The organism is Ruegeria sp. AM4 (assembly GCF_056540665.1).
On the sequence record NZ_JBQFXD010000012.1, the window covers coordinates 1 to 13,788 of the forward strand.

The following is a 13,788-nucleotide window of genomic DNA, read 5'->3' on the forward strand; positions in this document are numbered from 1 at the left end:
ACCTAGTAAAAGCCCAATTCTCTCTAAACGATCAATCAATACACGGCCTCAATTAGCCGAATAGGCGATAGGCCCACCAAAGTGTCGCGGGATGGAGCAGCCCGGTAGCTCGTCAGGCTCATAACCTGAAGGTCGTAGGTTCAAATCCTACTCCCGCAACCAGCGCCAGAAAACCACAACACAAACCGTTTGATATACAAACAGTCCACCAGACCGGTTGCTCAACGACCAAACCTCGTCGTTATCAGTGCTTAACCAATTTTCATTGAGAAGTTTCAATGCTCTGGTCTTATTTCTTGGTGCTGTTTGTTTCGCGCAGTCTTTAGAAAACACAGCTGCTTTTGATCAAGTCAGAGTACATAGCCGGTGCGTGCCATAGCTCACGAAAACCGACAGGCTTCAACGTCTTGGCGACATGTGCTGATCGACCACTTGCACAGCGTCGGAAATTGCCTCTTGCCAAACCCCACCAACCCCACTAATACGCGCGAGTTCTCAACAAGAACGTCAAGGCGGGGTGATTCCCGCCTTTTGGGTTCGAAGAGGGTTGGCGATGCGCGTCTGTCCTCCTCTCAACCTCAACGCCTGATAAAAGGCTGTATCAATGCAAAGCCAAAATATCCGTATTCGGCTGAAGGCATTTGACTATCGCGTTCTGGATGCCAGCACGCAAGAGATCGTCAACACTGCCAAGCGGACCGGCGCGAACGTGCGCGGCCCGATCCCGCTGCCGAACAAGATTGAGAAGTTCACGGTTCTCCGTGGCCCTCACGTTGACAAGAAATCCCGCGACCAGTTCGAGATCCGTACGCACAAGCGTCTCTTGGACATCGTTGATCCGACCCCCCAGACCGTTGACGCGCTGATGAAGCTCGACCTCGCTGCAGGTGTGGATGTCGAGATCAAGCTGCAGTCGTAATCGGAGGGTATGAGAATGCGCTCTGGTATTATCGCAAAAAAAGTTGGCATGACCCGCCTGTTCATGGAAGACGGCAAGCAGATTCCTGTGACCGTTCTTCACCTGGACAACCTGCAGGTTGTTGCACAGCGCACCGCTGACAAAGACGGCTACACCGCCGTTCAGCTGGGTGCCGGTGCTGCCAAGGCAAAACGCACCTCGAAGGCCATGCGCGGTCACTATGCCGCTGCCAAGGTCGAGCCCAAGCGTAAGCTGGCCGAGTTCCGTGTGTCGGAAGATGGCCTGATTGATGTAGGTGCCGAGATTTCGGCAGAACACTTCCTGGAAGGTCAGAAAGTTGACGTTTCGGGCACTTCGATCGGTAAAGGCTTTGCCGGTGCGATGAAGCGCTGGAACTTCGGTGGTCTGCGCGCCTCGCACGGTGTTTCGATCAGCCACCGTTCGCACGGTTCGACCGGACAGTGTCAGGATCCGGGCAAGGTGTTCAAAGGCAAGAAGATGGCCGGTCACATGGGTGCTGCCCGTGTTACCACCCAGAACCTGGAAGTCGTCAAAACTGACGCCGACCGGAACCTGGTTTTCATCAAAGGCGCCGTTCCCGGACCGAAATCGGGCTGGGTCACCGTCAAGGACGCCGTCAAGAAGAAAGCACCGGAAGGCCTGCCTTTCCCGGCTGCTGTGAAATCGGCTGCAACCGAAGCACCTGCGGAAGAAGCTCCCGCGGAAGGTGGTGAAGCATGAAACTTGATGTAATCAAACTGGACGGCGGTAAAGCCGGCGACATCGAGCTGAACGCCGATCTGTTCGGCCTGGAACCTCGTGCGGACATCCTGCACCGTGTGGTCCGTTGGCAGCGCAACAATGCGCAGGCCGGCACCCACAAGGTCAAGACCCGCTCGGAAACCAGCTACTCGACCAAGAAGATCTACCGCCAGAAGGGCACCGGTGGCGCACGCCATGGTGACCGCAACGCGCCGATCTTCCGTGGTGGTGGTATCTACAAAGGCCCCGTCGTGCGTTCGCACGGCCACGACCTGCCGAAGAAGTTCCGCAAGCTTGGCCTGCGCCACGCTCTGTCGGCAAAGGCCAAAGCAGGTGAGCTGGTCGTGATCGAGAGTGCCGAAGCCGAAGGCAAGACCGCCGCTCTGGCCAAACAGGTTGCAAACCTGGGCTGGAAACGCGCTCTGGTCATCGACGGCGCGACCGTGAACGAAGGGTTCCTGAAAGCGTCCAAGAACATCGAAGGTCTGGATATCCTGCCGTCGATGGGCGCAAACGTCTATGACATCCTCAAGCGTGACACTCTGGTGCTCACCAAAGCGGCTGTCGAAGCACTGGAGGCTCGTCTGAAATGAGCGCGAAGGCAGAACACTACGACGTGATCCGCAAACCGGTCATCACCGAAAAGTCGACCATGGCGTCCGAAAACGGCGCGGTTGTCTTTGAAGTGGCGATCGACAGCAACAAGCCGCAGATCAAAGAGGCCGTTGAGGCGCTGTTTGGTGTGAAGGTCAAGGCGGTGAACACCACCGTGACCAAAGGCAAGGTCAAGCGGTTCCGCGGCCAGTTGGGCAAGCGGAAGGACGTCAAAAAAGCATATGTGACCCTGGAAGAGGGGAACACCATCGACGTGTCCACCGGTCTCTGATCGGACCCGTCATTGGAAAAAGACAAAGGCCCCCGCGCAAGCGGGGGTTTTTTTTGAGGTGGCAACACCAAGAATTGAGCGCAAATCAGGCGTCTTTCCCGGAATTCACTTGCTATCCCGGTCGGGGTGTCTATCCGGGTCCCTACAAGCAAGAAAACATGGCAGGCGCATGACCGAACCCTCTTTCTCGACCCGGGGCAACCCAAACATGACCTCGGCGCGGGATTGGGTCACAACACTTGCCAAATATCGCGAACCTAACCAGTGGCGCAGTTCCTTTGAGCTGGGGGTCAGCATTGTCCCGTTCTTTGCGCTTTGGACACTGTCCTGGATGTCGCTATCGCTCAGCTATTGGCTGGCTTTTGCGATTGCCGTTCTCAACGCCGCCTTCCTGCTGCGCCTGTTTGCGATCCAGCACGATTGCGGGCACGGGGCATTTTTCAAGAACCGTGCGGTCAGCGACTGGGTCGGACGGATGATCGGCGTACTGACCCTGACACCCTACGATGTTTGGCGTCGAACGCATTCCACGCATCACAACAGCTCGGGCAATCTGGATAAGCGCGGTATGGGCGATATCCATACTTTGACAGTGGCCGAGTATCAGTCGAAAACGCCCATGAACCGGTTCTGGTATCGCGTGTACCGCAACCCCATCACGCTGTTCGTCCTTGGCCCCGGTTATCTGTTTCTGTTTCAGAACCGCCTTCCGCTTGGTTTGACGGGGAGTGTCAGGTTCTGGATCAGTGCGATGGCCACCAATCTGGCCATTCTGTTGGTCCTACTGGCCATTTACCACTTTGGCGGTCTGATGCCCTTGCTGCTGATTTTCCTGCCCTCAACCCTGCTGGCCGCGACAGCGGGCGTTTGGTTGTTCTACGTTCAGCATCAATTTGAAGAGACGCAATGGGATCCTGACAAGGACTGGCAATTGCACGAGGCCGCGCTGCACGGCAGTTCGCACTACATTCTGCCTTCGGTATTGCAGTGGTTCAGCGCCAATATCGGTATCCACCACGTACACCACCTTTACAGCCGCATCCCGTTTTATCGCCTGACCGAGGTGTTGCGCGACCACGACGAGTTGGCAAACAGCAACCAGATGACCATCCGCGATAGCCTCGCCAACGCGCGGCTGCACCTGTGGGACGAAAACAACCGTCGCCTGTTATCCTTTGCCGAGGCGCGTACGCTTTATGGGTAAGGTGGTTCTTGCGCACTCGACCAACAGACGCTTAAGCCCTGCGTGTTGTCTGCATGCGCGCTAGTCTGAACCCGATTGGTTCCGTTCCGAGTCCATGAACGACTGCCATCCATCTGTGGTGCCGAAAACGCGCATCCTGTCATGCAGCATTGGGCCGTAAATAGCCCACATGCGCTTTCGCAGGTCACGGCCCTTCGCAGTGATTTTCAGAACCTTTCCACGCCGGTCACTGTCAAATTCGACAAATTCGACCAGACCTTCCGCAGCCAACCGTTTGCTCAGGTGGGACAGGTTCGACTGTTCGAATATGGTGTCCTGTGCAAGCTCAAAGGGGCGCAGTTGCCCGCCATGACGCTCGAGCGACCAGAGGAGATCATACCATTTCAACGGTGGCAGGCCCGCGTCCTTCAAGGCTGCGCTGATATCCGACTGGATACGGCGGGTGGCCCGGTTCATTGCGACCCAGATTTCCGTTTCGAAAGCCGTTGGCAGATTGTTCTTCACAACTTCGTGTTTACTCTCATTCTGATTGCGGTTTTGCTTTGATTTAAATAGATGAAAATTCAACTATAATCCAGTTGCTATCGGATAAAAGGAGAACCACCATGACCTTTAAGTCTTTGATTGCCGCCGCGGCCTTTACCGTTGCAGTAACGCCGGTGTTTGCGCAGACCTACAAGACTGATCAGGGGCACACCGAAGTCCGGTTCGGCTGGAGCCACGCAGGTGTCTCGAACCAGCATGGTGAGTTCACCAAGGTTGACGGTATTCTGGACCTGAACGCTGACGATGTAGAAGCCTCGACGCTGAACGTGACGATTGACACCAACAGCCTGGCGTCGGGCTTTGGACCGCTGGATGACCACCTCAAATCAGCCGATTTCTTCGAGGTCGAAACTTATCCCGAAATCACCTTTGTCAGCACCGAGATCAAGCGCACCGGAGATAGCACGGCAGATGTGACCGGAGATCTGACGATCCACGGCGTGACCAAGCCGGTGACCCTGAAGGCCACGTTGACGCATCAGGGCGAACACCCGCTGGGTGGGGCGCTCGATTACTATAAAGGTGACTGGGTGGCCTTCTCCGCAACGGGTGAGATCGACCATACAGAGTTCGGCGTGGGGCCGTTCTCAACCGGGCCGATCACGATCATGATCGACACCGAGATGAAGGCGGACGGGTAAGGCCGGGCCCGGACGATCGGAAAGACGTCAAAAAAGCATATGTGACCCTGGAAGAGGGAAACACCATCGACGTGTCCACCGGTCTCTGATCGAACCCGTCTTTGGAGAAAGAAAAAGGCCCCCGCGAAAGCGGGGGTTTTTTGTTTGAACTGTCGACAAGCCGCGCCAGCGACTGCCCGTGGGATGGCGCTGGCGCGGCGGCCTTCGGCCTTGTTCCGCGCTTGAATTGGCAATCGTTTACGTTCAAATCCACGGGAACTGAGGTCTGGAACGTTTTGGGTTGTTGAAGTAGTGATTTGCTAAATAGTACAGCGGAATTCATTTATGCAGGCACCTGATATTAGCCCGTTTTCTTACGGAATATTGTCCTTAACCAACCCGAACGATTGGCCGAACCAAGATGAGTGTGACGAGTTCTCGCGCTTAGTCACTGGCAAGTCAGTCTATGTGTGGCCATTGATCTTCGCGGCATATGCTTGGCACTTGGAAAGTCGCAAGGGGCTGACCTTTCCCAGTGAGATCAAAAGAATAGATGAGTACATTGGTCGCCACTTTGGCGAGTTTCTTGAAGCCAACCCCGTGGATTTCTCTAATGCTGGCAGCCAATATGTGCGCTCGAAACCGGGTTCGTTCCAAGCTTTGAGGAAGAATTTCGGCTCTCCGGTTAAGAAGTTGCAGATTTCGGATGCAGAAAAACGTTTGTCGTCTGAGCTGCGAGATTTGGAAGAACATGGCCTAATTGTTGATCCGTTTTCGATTAGCGTTGCCGGAGTTTCCATGGCGGTGCTCGGGTCTGTTCCGTATTCGTTTACTCGAAGGACTAAGGCGGGTGATGAGAAATACCTGAAGATCAAGGCAATGCTCTGGGAGTTCGAAAGTTCAACCAAAGACGAACAGAGAGAGATGCGCTTTCACTTCTTTATGGAAAAAGCTATCGGACAGCTCAAAAAACACGTGAAGCTCCTCATATCCGAAGAGAATGAGGGGGACTAGGCGAAGGGGGGCGTCTCACTCGGCGGATTCTCAATGCCGAGTCAGGAGCCATATTTCCCCTATAGACACCCACCCCCAACCCTGTTACACGCACCCAATCTTGCGGCCTCGGATTCGTTCCGGGGCCTCTGATATTTGTAACCGGGGACCTTCGGGGCCCTATACCCTTGGCACCTACGGGGGCCTATCACATAGCGGGGAAATCCCTCGCACTTGCTAAACGGAAGACAGAAAGCATGGCACTCAAGTCGTACAAGCCGACGACGCCGGGCCAGCGCGGGCTGGTGCTGATCGACCGTTCGGAGCTTTGGAAAGGACGTCCGGTCAAGTCTCTCACTGAGGGTTTGACCAAATCGGGCGGCCGGAACAACACCGGACGGATCACTTCACGCCGCCGCGGCGGTGGCGCAAAGCGTCTCTACCGGATCGTTGACTTCAAACGGAACAAATTTGATGTCGCGGCAACCGTCGAGCGGATCGAATATGACCCGAACCGGACCGCATTCATCGCACTGGTAAAATACGAAGACGGCGAGCAGGCATATATCCTGGCTCCGCAGCGTCTGGCTGTTGGCGATCAGGTGATCGCGTCGGCAAAGGCCGACATCAAGCCGGGCAACGCAATGCCGTTTTCGGGCATGCCCATCGGTACCATCGTCCACAACATCGAGATGAAGCCTGGCAAAGGCGGTCAGATCGCACGTGCGGCCGGTACTTACGCTCAGTTCGTTGGTCGCGATGGCGGCTACGCTCAGATCCGTCTGAGCTCAGGCGAGCTGCGCATGGTCCGTCAGGAATGCATGGCCACCATCGGTGCCGTGTCCAACCCCGACAACAGCAACCAGAACCTCGGTAAAGCGGGTCGTATGCGCCACAAAGGCGTGCGTCCGTCGGTTCGTGGTGTTGCAATGAACCCGATCGATCACCCGCACGGCGGTGGTGAAGGTCGGACCTCGGGTGGCCGTACACCGGTCACTCCGTGGGGTAAGGACACCAAGGGTAAGCGTACCCGCAACAAGAACAAAGCGTCCCAGAAGCTGATCATCCGCTCGCGGCACGCCAAGAAGAAGGGACGTTAATCTATGTCTCGCTCTGTTTGGAAGGGTCCTTTCGTCGATGCTTACGTGCTGAAAAAAGCCGAAGCAGCGCGCGAGTCGGGCCGCAACGAAGTCATCAAAATCTGGTCGCGTCGTTCCACCATTCTGCCCCAGTTCGTGGGTCTGACCTTTGGTGTGTACAACGGCCATAAACACATTCCCGTCAACGTCTCGGAAGACATGATCGGTCAGAAGTTCGGTGAGTACTCGCCAACTCGTACCTATTACGGTCACGCCGCTGACAAAAAAGCGAAGCGGAAGTAAGTCATGGGCAAGGAAAAGAACCCCCGCCGCGTGGCTGAAAACGAAGCAATGGCGAAAACGCGCATGCTCCGTACCAGCCCGCAGAAACTGAACCTGGTTGCGCAAATGATCCGCGGCAAGAAAGTTGAGAAGGCTCTGACCGACCTGACTTTCTCGAACAAGCGTGTCGCGCAGGACGTCAAGAAGTGCCTGCAGTCCGCAATCGCGAATGCCGAAAACAACCACAACCTGGACGTCGACGAGCTGATCGTCGCCGAAGCCTGGGTTGGCAAGAACCTGGTCATGAAGCGCGGTCGTCCGCGTGCCCGTGGTCGTTTCGGCAAGATCATGAAGCCGTTCTCGGAGATCACCATCAAGGTGCGTCAAGTTGAGGAGCAAGCCTAATGGGTCATAAAGTAAATCCGATCGGCATGCGCCTGCAGGTCAACCGCACCTGGGACAGCCGCTGGTACGCCGACACCAAGGACTACGGTGATCTTCTGCTGGAAGACCTCAAGATCCGTGAGTTCATCAACAAAGAGTGCAAGCAGGCCGGTGTTGCCCGTGTGATCATCGAACGTCCGCACAAGAAGTGCCGCGTCACGATCCACACCGCACGTCCCGGTGTCATCATCGGCAAGAAAGGTGCAGACATCGAAGTTCTGCGCAAAAAGCTTGCCCGTATGACCGACAGCGAACTGCACCTGAACATCGTCGAAGTGCGCAAGCCCGAGCTTGACGCGCAGCTGGTTGCCGAGTCCATCGCTCAGCAGCTGGAACGTCGTGTTTCGTTCCGTCGCGCAATGAAGCGCTCGGTTCAGAACGCCATGCGCATGGGCGCCCTGGGTATCCGGGTGAACGTCGCTGGTCGTCTGGGCGGCGCCGAAATCGCACGGACCGAGTGGTACCGCGAAGGCCGCGTGCCTCTGCACACCCTGCGTGCCGACATCGATTACGCACATGCCGAAGCGATGACCCCCTACGGGATCATCGGGATCAAGGTCTGGATCTTCAAAGGTGAGATCATGGAGCACGATCCGCAGGCACGTGACCGTAAAGCACAGGAACTCCAGGACGGCCCTGCACCTCGTGGTGCTGGTGGCGGTCGTCGCTAAGGAGGGAAAGATATGCTTCAACCAAAGCGTACTAAATTCCGCAAGATGCACAAAGGCCGGATCAAGGGTCTCGCCAAGGGCGGCTCTGATCTGAACTTTGGCACCTACGGCCTGAAAGCTCTTGAGCCTGAGCGTGTAACTGCACGCCAGATCGAAGCTGCACGTCGTGCCATGACGCGTCACATGAAGCGTCAGGGTCGTGTCTGGATCCGCATCTTCCCTGACACTCCGGTCACGGCCAAGCCGATCGAAGTTCGTATGGGTAAAGGTAAGGGTTCGGTCGACCGCTGGGCCTGCAAAGTCAAGCCTGGCCGCGTGATGTTCGAGATCGACGGCGTCAATGACGACATCGCCCGCGAGGCCCTGCGCCTGGCCGCGATGAAGCTGCCGATCAAGACCCGCGTCGTGATCCGCGAAGACTGGTAAGCGATTGGGGGCAACCCCGTTCGTGACAAGATCGACCCCCGTCGGGACACCGGCGGGGGTTTTTCGTTGCGGGAACCGCTTGCATCGGATCAATCCGAGATGTGCGCATTGTCGTAATTCAATACCCGCGTTGCAAAAAAGTTGTATCTCGGGGGTGGCAATGTTCGACGCTTGATGGAATGAAGCGCTCGGAAAAAATTCGTTTCGCAGGATAGGCAGCCAGCCAGCAGGCCGTGCAGGCAGCACGCGACCCAGACCCTAGCGAACCCGAAGAAAAATCGAGGAAACGCATGGGCCTTACATGCAGGGACGTCATGGTCCCAACCGAAAAACAACGGACAATTCACCCCGATGACACGGTCGCCAAGGCGTTTGATATCATCCGTGACAGCCGCGCTAGATTTCTGCCGGTGGTCGCCGAAGACGGTCAGTTTGTCGGCGTATTCACCGCACCGACGCTGATCAAGATGATCTTGCCCAAGGCGGCCCTGATCGGGATGAGTTCGGACGCTACGCGCGTGCCAATCAGCAATCTCAGCTTTATGAGCCTGACGAAAGAGGACTTTCGCGAGCAGATTGCCCGCCTGAACGAAGAGCGGGTCGGCGATCACACGTCCAATCCGGCAAATATCCCTGTGACTGCGCCTGATACACCGGTGATGGAGGGCATCTTCCTGATCCACAAATTCAAGCGCCACGTCATCCTTGTCGAGCCCGACACCAACCGGTTCGTCGGCACCGTCAGCGCCAATTCGCTGATAGATCACGCGCTCAGCTAACCCTTACATACCGGATCAGAACTTTGACCGATCATTCCGTTTCGCATGGGGAACACGCGTTCTCCGTCCCTCAACTTTTGGGCATTGATCCGCTTTGGGTGGCCACCGGCATCCTGATTGCCGTCTACGCCGTGCTGATCACCGAAAAGGTCAACCGCGCGATTTTGGCTATGCTGGGCGCGTCGCTGATGGTGCTGTTTGGCATCCTCAATCAGGAACAGGCCGTGGCTGGCGTTGATGCCAATACTCTGGCGCTGCTGATCGGGATGATGGTGATTGTGGGCATCACCAGCAAATGCGGGCTATTTCAATATGTGGCGATCAAGGCCGCGAAGGTCGTCAAAGCCAACCCGACCGGCATCCTGATCATGCTGACGCTGATCACGGCCGTGTTCTCGGCGCTGCTGGACAACGTCACCACGGTTCTGCTGATTGCGCCAATTACGCTGCTGATCACCGATGCGCTGGATACCCCGGTTTTCCCGTTTTTCTTCGCCGAGATTCTGGCCTCGAATGTGGGCGGTACGGCCACTCTGATCGGTGACCCGCCAAACATCATCATCGGCTCAGCGGCGGGCCTCAGCTTTAACGAATTCGTCGTGAACCTAGCGCCGATCTCAGCCATCTGTCTGGTTGTGCTGACCGGCATCATCTATCTGATGAACCGTCGCACGCTGGCTGCGATCCCGAAATCGGCCAGCGAAAAGATCATGCGCTTCAACGAAGACGAGGCGATCACAGATACGCGCCTGATGATCAAATCTCTGTCGGTTCTGGCACTGGTCCTGTTGGGCTTTACGCTGGGCCACAGCTATGGCGTGCAGCCGGGCACATCCGCCCTGGCGGGCGCTGCGCTGCTAATGCTGCTGGCTTATGGCCATCAACATGGCGAAGAGCAGACGGAATCCGTGCACCACATCTTTGGTGAGGTCGAATGGGTCACGATCTTCTTCTTCGGTGGCCTGTTCGTGATCGTCGCCGGCGTGGAACATGTTGGCCTGCTGGATTTCTTTGGTCAGAAGGTTCTGGAACTGACCGAAGGCGACATGATGTGGACCGCGTTCTTCATCTTCTGGGCCTCGGGTATCCTGTCGGCCATTCTGGACAACATCCCTTTTGTCGCCACGATGATCCCGCTTATCGAATCCACCGCCGACACGTTCGGTGGGCCGGACGCAATCGAGCCGCTCTGGTGGTCGCTGGCGCTGGGTGCCTGTCTGGGCGGCAACGGGACGCTGCTGGGTGCCAGCGCGAACCTGACTGTCGCGGCTTTCGCCGAGAAGGCGAAGCAGCCCATCGGCTTCGTCAAGTTCGCGATCCTGGCCTTTCCGATCATGATCCTGACCCTGATGATCGCCAACGTCTACATCTGGCTGCGCTACTTCTACTAAGTCGCACCCGACCAGCCGCTTTTCTGGGGTGGCTGGTCTCGCCCTTGTGCCCCGGCTGGGCTATAGCCGGGGCATGGCACAGATTGAATCACTCTTCGTCACCCGTCTCTACCGCGCCGCCTTGTCCGAGTTCGATCCCAAGATCGACGCGGGTGAGCTGGAAAGCTCCTGCTTTGTTATCGCCGAGGATGACGAGGCCGGGCAGGAATGGTGCGAGGAAAACGGCTATCCCGGCTATACCAGCTATGCCTCGCTAACCGATCTGCCCTGGCGCTTCCCGATCTTCGCCGATCTGGTTGCCGCGCTGGATCAGCACGTAGCCGCCTTTGCCAAAGATCTGGAGTTCGATCTGGGCGAGGGGGAACTAAAGCTAGAAGACCTCTGGATCAACATCCTGCCCGAAGGCGGAATGCACTCCAGCCACCTGCACCCGCACAGCGTGATCTCGGGCACGACCTATGTGGCCATGCCCGAAGGGGCGAGCGCGCTGAAACTGGAAGACCCAAGATCAGGCCGCATGATGGCCGCGCCTACGCGTCTGAAAGGTGGGAGACGGGATTTACAGCCGTTCATCTATATGAAGCCGCAGGTGGGCGACGTCCTGCTGTGGGAAAGCTGGCTGCGCCATGAAGTGCCGATGAACATGGCCGAGGAAGAGCGGATTTCGGTGAGTTTTAACTATAAGTGGGAGTGAGCCCCGATCCGCGCAGCGGCAATCGCTCCGGTGGAGCGATTGAGAGGCGAACCAGTGGAGCCCGGTAGTTAAGATGCCGAGCCGTTACTTTGCCGAAACCCGTGCGCGAAACTTCGGAAATCCGATGCAATGCCCATTGACCGAACCTGATCTGTAAGCCCCGTCTTTGAATTTTAGGTCAAATTTCATCACGCTTCCGGACGAGCAGCTTCCTTGTTTCGAAATAATCGCGTCAAATTGCAGCCGATCATTGGTTGCCTTTCGGATTTTGACTCCTTCGGGTGTAATACCGTGCGCAGCAAGCACTTGTGGCGCGTTGTTTTTGACGGCGATATCCATCTGCCATGGACGGCTGGAATTAATGGTCAGGGTCCATTTTCCATCGGGTGCGGCGGTCGCCTCGGTCGGTGATACAAACGCCGCGCATAGCAGGAATGCTAGAACAAGAAACTTCATGGAAAACCTCACAATCATTAAGTCACTCAAAACACGATATCTGATGGTACGGTTTCAAAAGGGCGTTCCGCAACAAGTTTGATTGCCTTCAAGCGACGACGGTCCGATTTCTATACTATGATCACCGAGATGCCTGGGCGCGGCGTTGGACCTCAAATTTTGGCGTGTGTATTGGATCTAATCACCTGATTTGGCCACTTCCTGTTGGCTCGGCAAACTTTCACGATGTTCATCGTAATAGTCCTCGTACCAATCTGAGGCTTCGCCCATCAGGTTCAAAAATGCCATTGCGGCCAGCGTGAGACCCAGGCCGCCAAGATCACCCTTGTTTGCAACGAACAAATGCCACGTGAACCAGATCAGATAGACGATACTTATCACATTTATCGCGACAAGAATTTCAAGTGTTGTAGGGAGCCCCATAGATTCGAGAATTGTCGATAAGCTCATATGTGTGCCTTCAAAATTGGATGTTCTTTGGAGCCACGTCCTAGCACAATTGAGCGCGGCTGCCAGAGCTCAACTTATAGTCGCAATGATTGTCTTGCGGTGAGGGAATGGTACCACGTCACGGTGGCTGGAACGCGCTTTCAAACTTTCCCTTGCCACCCACCCTCCAAACCCTTATACGGCGGCATCCTGCGATCTCCCGGCGTTGTCGGGCGATTCGTATGTCTATCATTCATCCACCAGGTCAAAGGTGACCCGTGTACGGGGCCTTCTGGTGTTTTGAGCAAAGGAAAAAGGCGATGAACGCCCAAGAACTGCGTGACAAGACCCCGGACCAGCTCCGTGAGGAACTGGCCAACCTGAAGAAAGAAAGCTTTAACCTGCGCTTTCAACAGGCCACCGGTCAGCTGGAAAGCACTGCTGGTATCAAAGCGGCCCGCCGCAACGCTGCCCGCGTCAAAACCATTCTGAACGAAAAGGCCGCTGCTGCGGCATCCGAGGAGTAATCAGATGCCCAAGCGTATCCTGTCCGGCACCGTAACCAGCGACGCCAACGAACAGACCGTAACCGTATCCGTCGAGCGCCGCTTTACGCATCCGGTTCTGAAGAAAACCATCCGTAAGTCCAAGAAATACCGGGCTCACGATGAAAAGAACGCCTTCAAGGTCGGCGATACAGTCCGCATCATCGAATGCGCGCCGAAATCGAAGACGAAACGTTGGGAGGTTCTGGAGGCGTAAGCCTGCAGGACTTTTCCATTTGTCGAAACCCTGGGGGATTTAACAAGACCAGCCCCCACAGGTCGGGAGAAACCACATGATCCAGATGCAGACCAATCTGGATGTCGCTGACAACTCCGGCGCACGCCGAGTTCAGTGCATCAAGGTCCTGGGTGGTTCCAAGCGTAAATACGCCTCCGTTGGCGACATCATTGTCGTCTCGGTGAAGGAAGCCATCCCGCGCGGCCGCGTAAAGAAAGGTGACGTCCGTAAGGCCGTCGTCGTACGCACCGCCAAGGAAGTCCGTCGCGAAGACGGCACCGCGATCCGTTTCGATCGCAACGCCGCCGTCATCCTGAACAATAACAACGAGCCAGTCGGCACCCGTATCTTTGGCCCCGTTGTTCGCGAACTGCGCGGCAAGAACTTCATGAAAATCATCTCGCTGGCTCCGGAGGTGCTGTAA

21 protein-coding genes, 1 tRNA gene and 1 pseudogene are annotated in these 13,788 nt (G+C 56.3%); 20 read left to right on the top strand and 3 right to left on the bottom strand.

Going from position 1 to position 13,788, the window contains the following annotated elements; translation table 11 throughout:
• Positions 1 to 85 precede the first annotated feature (85 nt).
• The 6 genes from ACR0JA_RS18385 (at position 86) to ACR0JA_RS18410 (ending at position 3,771) form a co-directional block, all read left to right on the top strand.
• Positions 86 to 162 (top strand) — tRNA-Met (locus ACR0JA_RS18385).
• A 442-nt stretch (positions 163 to 604) separates the two neighbouring features.
• Positions 605 to 919 carry a 30S ribosomal protein S10 gene (gene rpsJ, locus ACR0JA_RS18390; RefSeq protein WP_008756422.1) on the top strand — a complete coding sequence of 105 codons (315 nt, stop codon included), beginning with the start codon at positions 605 to 607 and terminating at the stop codon, positions 917 to 919.
• A 15-nt stretch (positions 920 to 934) separates the two neighbouring features.
• Positions 935 to 1,660, top strand: coding sequence for a 50S ribosomal protein L3 (rplC, locus tag ACR0JA_RS18395; RefSeq protein ID WP_008758167.1), 726 nt, complete (start codon positions 935 to 937; stop codon positions 1,658 to 1,660).
• Positions 1,657 to 2,274 (top strand): 50S ribosomal protein L4, encoded by a 618-nt coding sequence (gene rplD / locus ACR0JA_RS18400; protein ID WP_170429267.1) that lies wholly within the window; start codon positions 1,657 to 1,659, stop codon positions 2,272 to 2,274. Before rplC ends, rplD begins: the two co-directional genes overlap by 4 nt.
• Complete coding sequence (locus ACR0JA_RS18405; RefSeq protein WP_039523333.1) at positions 2,271 to 2,567, top strand: 50S ribosomal protein L23; 297 nt, start codon at positions 2,271 to 2,273, stop codon at positions 2,565 to 2,567. The genes rplD and ACR0JA_RS18405 overlap by 4 nt, the downstream gene beginning before the upstream one ends.
• A 169-nt stretch (positions 2,568 to 2,736) precedes the next feature.
• The gene (locus ACR0JA_RS18410) at positions 2,737 to 3,771 is read left to right on the top strand and encodes a fatty acid desaturase (protein ID WP_480578279.1); all 1,035 of its coding nucleotides are present in this window, start codon (positions 2,737 to 2,739) and stop codon (positions 3,769 to 3,771) included.
• A gap of 60 nt (positions 3,772 to 3,831) precedes the next feature.
• Here ACR0JA_RS18410 and ACR0JA_RS18415 read toward each other — a convergent pair whose 3' ends face one another.
• Positions 3,832 to 4,275, bottom strand: a complete 444-nt coding sequence (locus ACR0JA_RS18415; RefSeq protein WP_480578282.1) for a MarR family winged helix-turn-helix transcriptional regulator — start codon at positions 4,273 to 4,275, stop codon at positions 3,832 to 3,834.
• A gap of 101 nt (positions 4,276 to 4,376) precedes the next feature.
• Here ACR0JA_RS18415 and ACR0JA_RS18420 point away from each other — a divergent pair, with 101 nt between their 5' ends.
• The 11 genes and pseudogenes from ACR0JA_RS18420 to ACR0JA_RS18470 all read left to right on the top strand — a co-directional run bounded on the left by ACR0JA_RS18420 (position 4,377) and on the right by ACR0JA_RS18470 (position 11,696).
• Entirely contained in the window at positions 4,377 to 4,958 is a 582-nt protein-coding gene (locus tag ACR0JA_RS18420) for a YceI family protein (RefSeq protein ID WP_480578285.1), read from the top strand.
• A 17-nt stretch (positions 4,959 to 4,975) separates the two neighbouring features.
• Positions 4,976 to 5,047: pseudogene (locus tag ACR0JA_RS18425) on the top strand (50S ribosomal protein L23); the annotation flags it as partial.
• A 235-nt stretch (positions 5,048 to 5,282) separates the two neighbouring features.
• Positions 5,283 to 5,951 (top strand): hypothetical protein, encoded by a 669-nt coding sequence (locus ACR0JA_RS18430; protein WP_480578288.1) that lies wholly within the window; start codon positions 5,283 to 5,285, stop codon positions 5,949 to 5,951.
• 236 nt (positions 5,952 to 6,187) lie between these two features.
• A complete protein-coding gene (rplB, locus tag ACR0JA_RS18435; protein ID WP_480578290.1) occupies positions 6,188 to 7,030 on the top strand; it encodes a 50S ribosomal protein L2 in 843 nt (280 codons plus the stop codon).
• A gap of 3 nt (positions 7,031 to 7,033) precedes the next feature.
• Positions 7,034 to 7,312 (top strand): 30S ribosomal protein S19, encoded by a 279-nt coding sequence (rpsS, locus tag ACR0JA_RS18440; protein WP_010437056.1) that lies wholly within the window; start codon positions 7,034 to 7,036, stop codon positions 7,310 to 7,312.
• 3 nt (positions 7,313 to 7,315) lie between these two features.
• The gene (rplV, locus tag ACR0JA_RS18445) at positions 7,316 to 7,696 is read left to right on the top strand and encodes a 50S ribosomal protein L22 (protein WP_039538267.1); all 381 of its coding nucleotides are present in this window, start codon (positions 7,316 to 7,318) and stop codon (positions 7,694 to 7,696) included.
• A complete protein-coding gene (gene rpsC / locus ACR0JA_RS18450) occupies positions 7,696 to 8,406 on the top strand; it encodes a 30S ribosomal protein S3 (protein WP_008758042.1) in 711 nt (236 codons plus the stop codon). Before rplV ends, rpsC begins: the two co-directional genes overlap by 1 nt.
• Before the next feature lie 12 nt (positions 8,407 to 8,418).
• Positions 8,419 to 8,832, top strand: coding sequence for a 50S ribosomal protein L16 (gene rplP / locus ACR0JA_RS18455; protein ID WP_010437070.1), 414 nt, complete (start codon positions 8,419 to 8,421; stop codon positions 8,830 to 8,832).
• 314 nt (positions 8,833 to 9,146) lie between these two features.
• Positions 9,147 to 9,611, top strand: coding sequence for a CBS domain-containing protein (locus ACR0JA_RS18460; protein WP_480578293.1), 465 nt, complete (start codon positions 9,147 to 9,149; stop codon positions 9,609 to 9,611).
• 23 nt (positions 9,612 to 9,634) lie between these two features.
• The gene (locus ACR0JA_RS18465) at positions 9,635 to 11,002 is read left to right on the top strand and encodes an ArsB/NhaD family transporter (protein WP_480578296.1); all 1,368 of its coding nucleotides are present in this window, start codon (positions 9,635 to 9,637) and stop codon (positions 11,000 to 11,002) included.
• Positions 11,003 to 11,075: 73 nt separating this feature from the next.
• Entirely contained in the window at positions 11,076 to 11,696 is a 621-nt protein-coding gene (locus ACR0JA_RS18470) for a 2OG-Fe(II) oxygenase family protein (RefSeq protein ID WP_480578299.1), read from the top strand.
• An 84-nt stretch (positions 11,697 to 11,780) separates the two neighbouring features.
• Here ACR0JA_RS18470 and ACR0JA_RS18475 read toward each other — a convergent pair whose 3' ends face one another.
• Together ACR0JA_RS18475 and ACR0JA_RS18480 are read right to left on the bottom strand one after the other, a co-directional pair.
• Entirely contained in the window at positions 11,781 to 12,152 is a 372-nt protein-coding gene (locus ACR0JA_RS18475) for a hypothetical protein (protein ID WP_480578302.1), read from the bottom strand.
• Between the two features lie 177 nt (positions 12,153 to 12,329).
• Positions 12,330 to 12,602: a hypothetical protein gene (locus ACR0JA_RS18480; protein WP_480578305.1), complete on the bottom strand. Its 273-nt coding sequence runs from the start codon at positions 12,600 to 12,602 to the stop codon at positions 12,330 to 12,332.
• A 299-nt stretch (positions 12,603 to 12,901) separates the two neighbouring features.
• Between ACR0JA_RS18480 and rpmC the strand changes: the two genes are divergently transcribed.
• The 3 genes from rpmC to rplN all read left to right on the top strand — a co-directional run bounded on the left by rpmC (position 12,902) and on the right by rplN (position 13,788).
• A complete protein-coding gene (gene rpmC / locus ACR0JA_RS18485; RefSeq protein ID WP_037311745.1) occupies positions 12,902 to 13,108 on the top strand; it encodes a 50S ribosomal protein L29 in 207 nt (68 codons plus the stop codon).
• 4 nt (positions 13,109 to 13,112) lie between these two features.
• The gene (gene rpsQ, locus ACR0JA_RS18490; RefSeq protein WP_008757253.1) at positions 13,113 to 13,343 is read left to right on the top strand and encodes a 30S ribosomal protein S17; all 231 of its coding nucleotides are present in this window, start codon (positions 13,113 to 13,115) and stop codon (positions 13,341 to 13,343) included.
• 76 nt (positions 13,344 to 13,419) lie between these two features.
• The gene (gene rplN, locus ACR0JA_RS18495; RefSeq protein WP_008757934.1) at positions 13,420 to 13,788 is read left to right on the top strand and encodes a 50S ribosomal protein L14; all 369 of its coding nucleotides are present in this window, start codon (positions 13,420 to 13,422) and stop codon (positions 13,786 to 13,788) included.

Coding starts and splice junctions, on each gene's coding strand:
- ACR0JA_RS18480 (WP_480578305.1), bottom strand. CDS start 12,602: ATGAGCTTATCGACAATTCTCGAATCTATGGGGCTCCCTACAACACTT.
- ACR0JA_RS18470 (WP_480578299.1), top strand. CDS start 11,076: ATGGCACAGATTGAATCACTCTTCGTCACCCGTCTCTACCGCGCCGCC.
- rplC (WP_008758167.1), top strand. CDS start 935: ATGCGCTCTGGTATTATCGCAAAAAAAGTTGGCATGACCCGCCTGTTC.
- rpsQ (WP_008757253.1), top strand. CDS start 13,113: ATGCCCAAGCGTATCCTGTCCGGCACCGTAACCAGCGACGCCAACGAA.
- rplP (WP_010437070.1), top strand. CDS start 8,419: ATGCTTCAACCAAAGCGTACTAAATTCCGCAAGATGCACAAAGGCCGG.
- rplN (WP_008757934.1), top strand. CDS start 13,420: ATGATCCAGATGCAGACCAATCTGGATGTCGCTGACAACTCCGGCGCA.
- ACR0JA_RS18475 (WP_480578302.1), bottom strand. CDS start 12,152: ATGAAGTTTCTTGTTCTAGCATTCCTGCTATGCGCGGCGTTTGTATCA.
- rpsJ (WP_008756422.1), top strand. CDS start 605: ATGCAAAGCCAAAATATCCGTATTCGGCTGAAGGCATTTGACTATCGC.
- rpsS (WP_010437056.1), top strand. CDS start 7,034: ATGTCTCGCTCTGTTTGGAAGGGTCCTTTCGTCGATGCTTACGTGCTG.
- ACR0JA_RS18410 (WP_480578279.1), top strand. CDS start 2,737: ATGACCGAACCCTCTTTCTCGACCCGGGGCAACCCAAACATGACCTCG.
- rplB (WP_480578290.1), top strand. CDS start 6,188: ATGGCACTCAAGTCGTACAAGCCGACGACGCCGGGCCAGCGCGGGCTG.
- ACR0JA_RS18430 (WP_480578288.1), top strand. CDS start 5,283: ATGCAGGCACCTGATATTAGCCCGTTTTCTTACGGAATATTGTCCTTA.
- rpsC (WP_008758042.1), top strand. CDS start 7,696: ATGGGTCATAAAGTAAATCCGATCGGCATGCGCCTGCAGGTCAACCGC.
- rplV (WP_039538267.1), top strand. CDS start 7,316: ATGGGCAAGGAAAAGAACCCCCGCCGCGTGGCTGAAAACGAAGCAATG.
- ACR0JA_RS18420 (WP_480578285.1), top strand. CDS start 4,377: ATGACCTTTAAGTCTTTGATTGCCGCCGCGGCCTTTACCGTTGCAGTA.
- rplD (WP_170429267.1), top strand. CDS start 1,657: ATGAAACTTGATGTAATCAAACTGGACGGCGGTAAAGCCGGCGACATC.
- rpmC (WP_037311745.1), top strand. CDS start 12,902: ATGAACGCCCAAGAACTGCGTGACAAGACCCCGGACCAGCTCCGTGAG.
- ACR0JA_RS18460 (WP_480578293.1), top strand. CDS start 9,147: ATGGTCCCAACCGAAAAACAACGGACAATTCACCCCGATGACACGGTC.
- ACR0JA_RS18405 (WP_039523333.1), top strand. CDS start 2,271: ATGAGCGCGAAGGCAGAACACTACGACGTGATCCGCAAACCGGTCATC.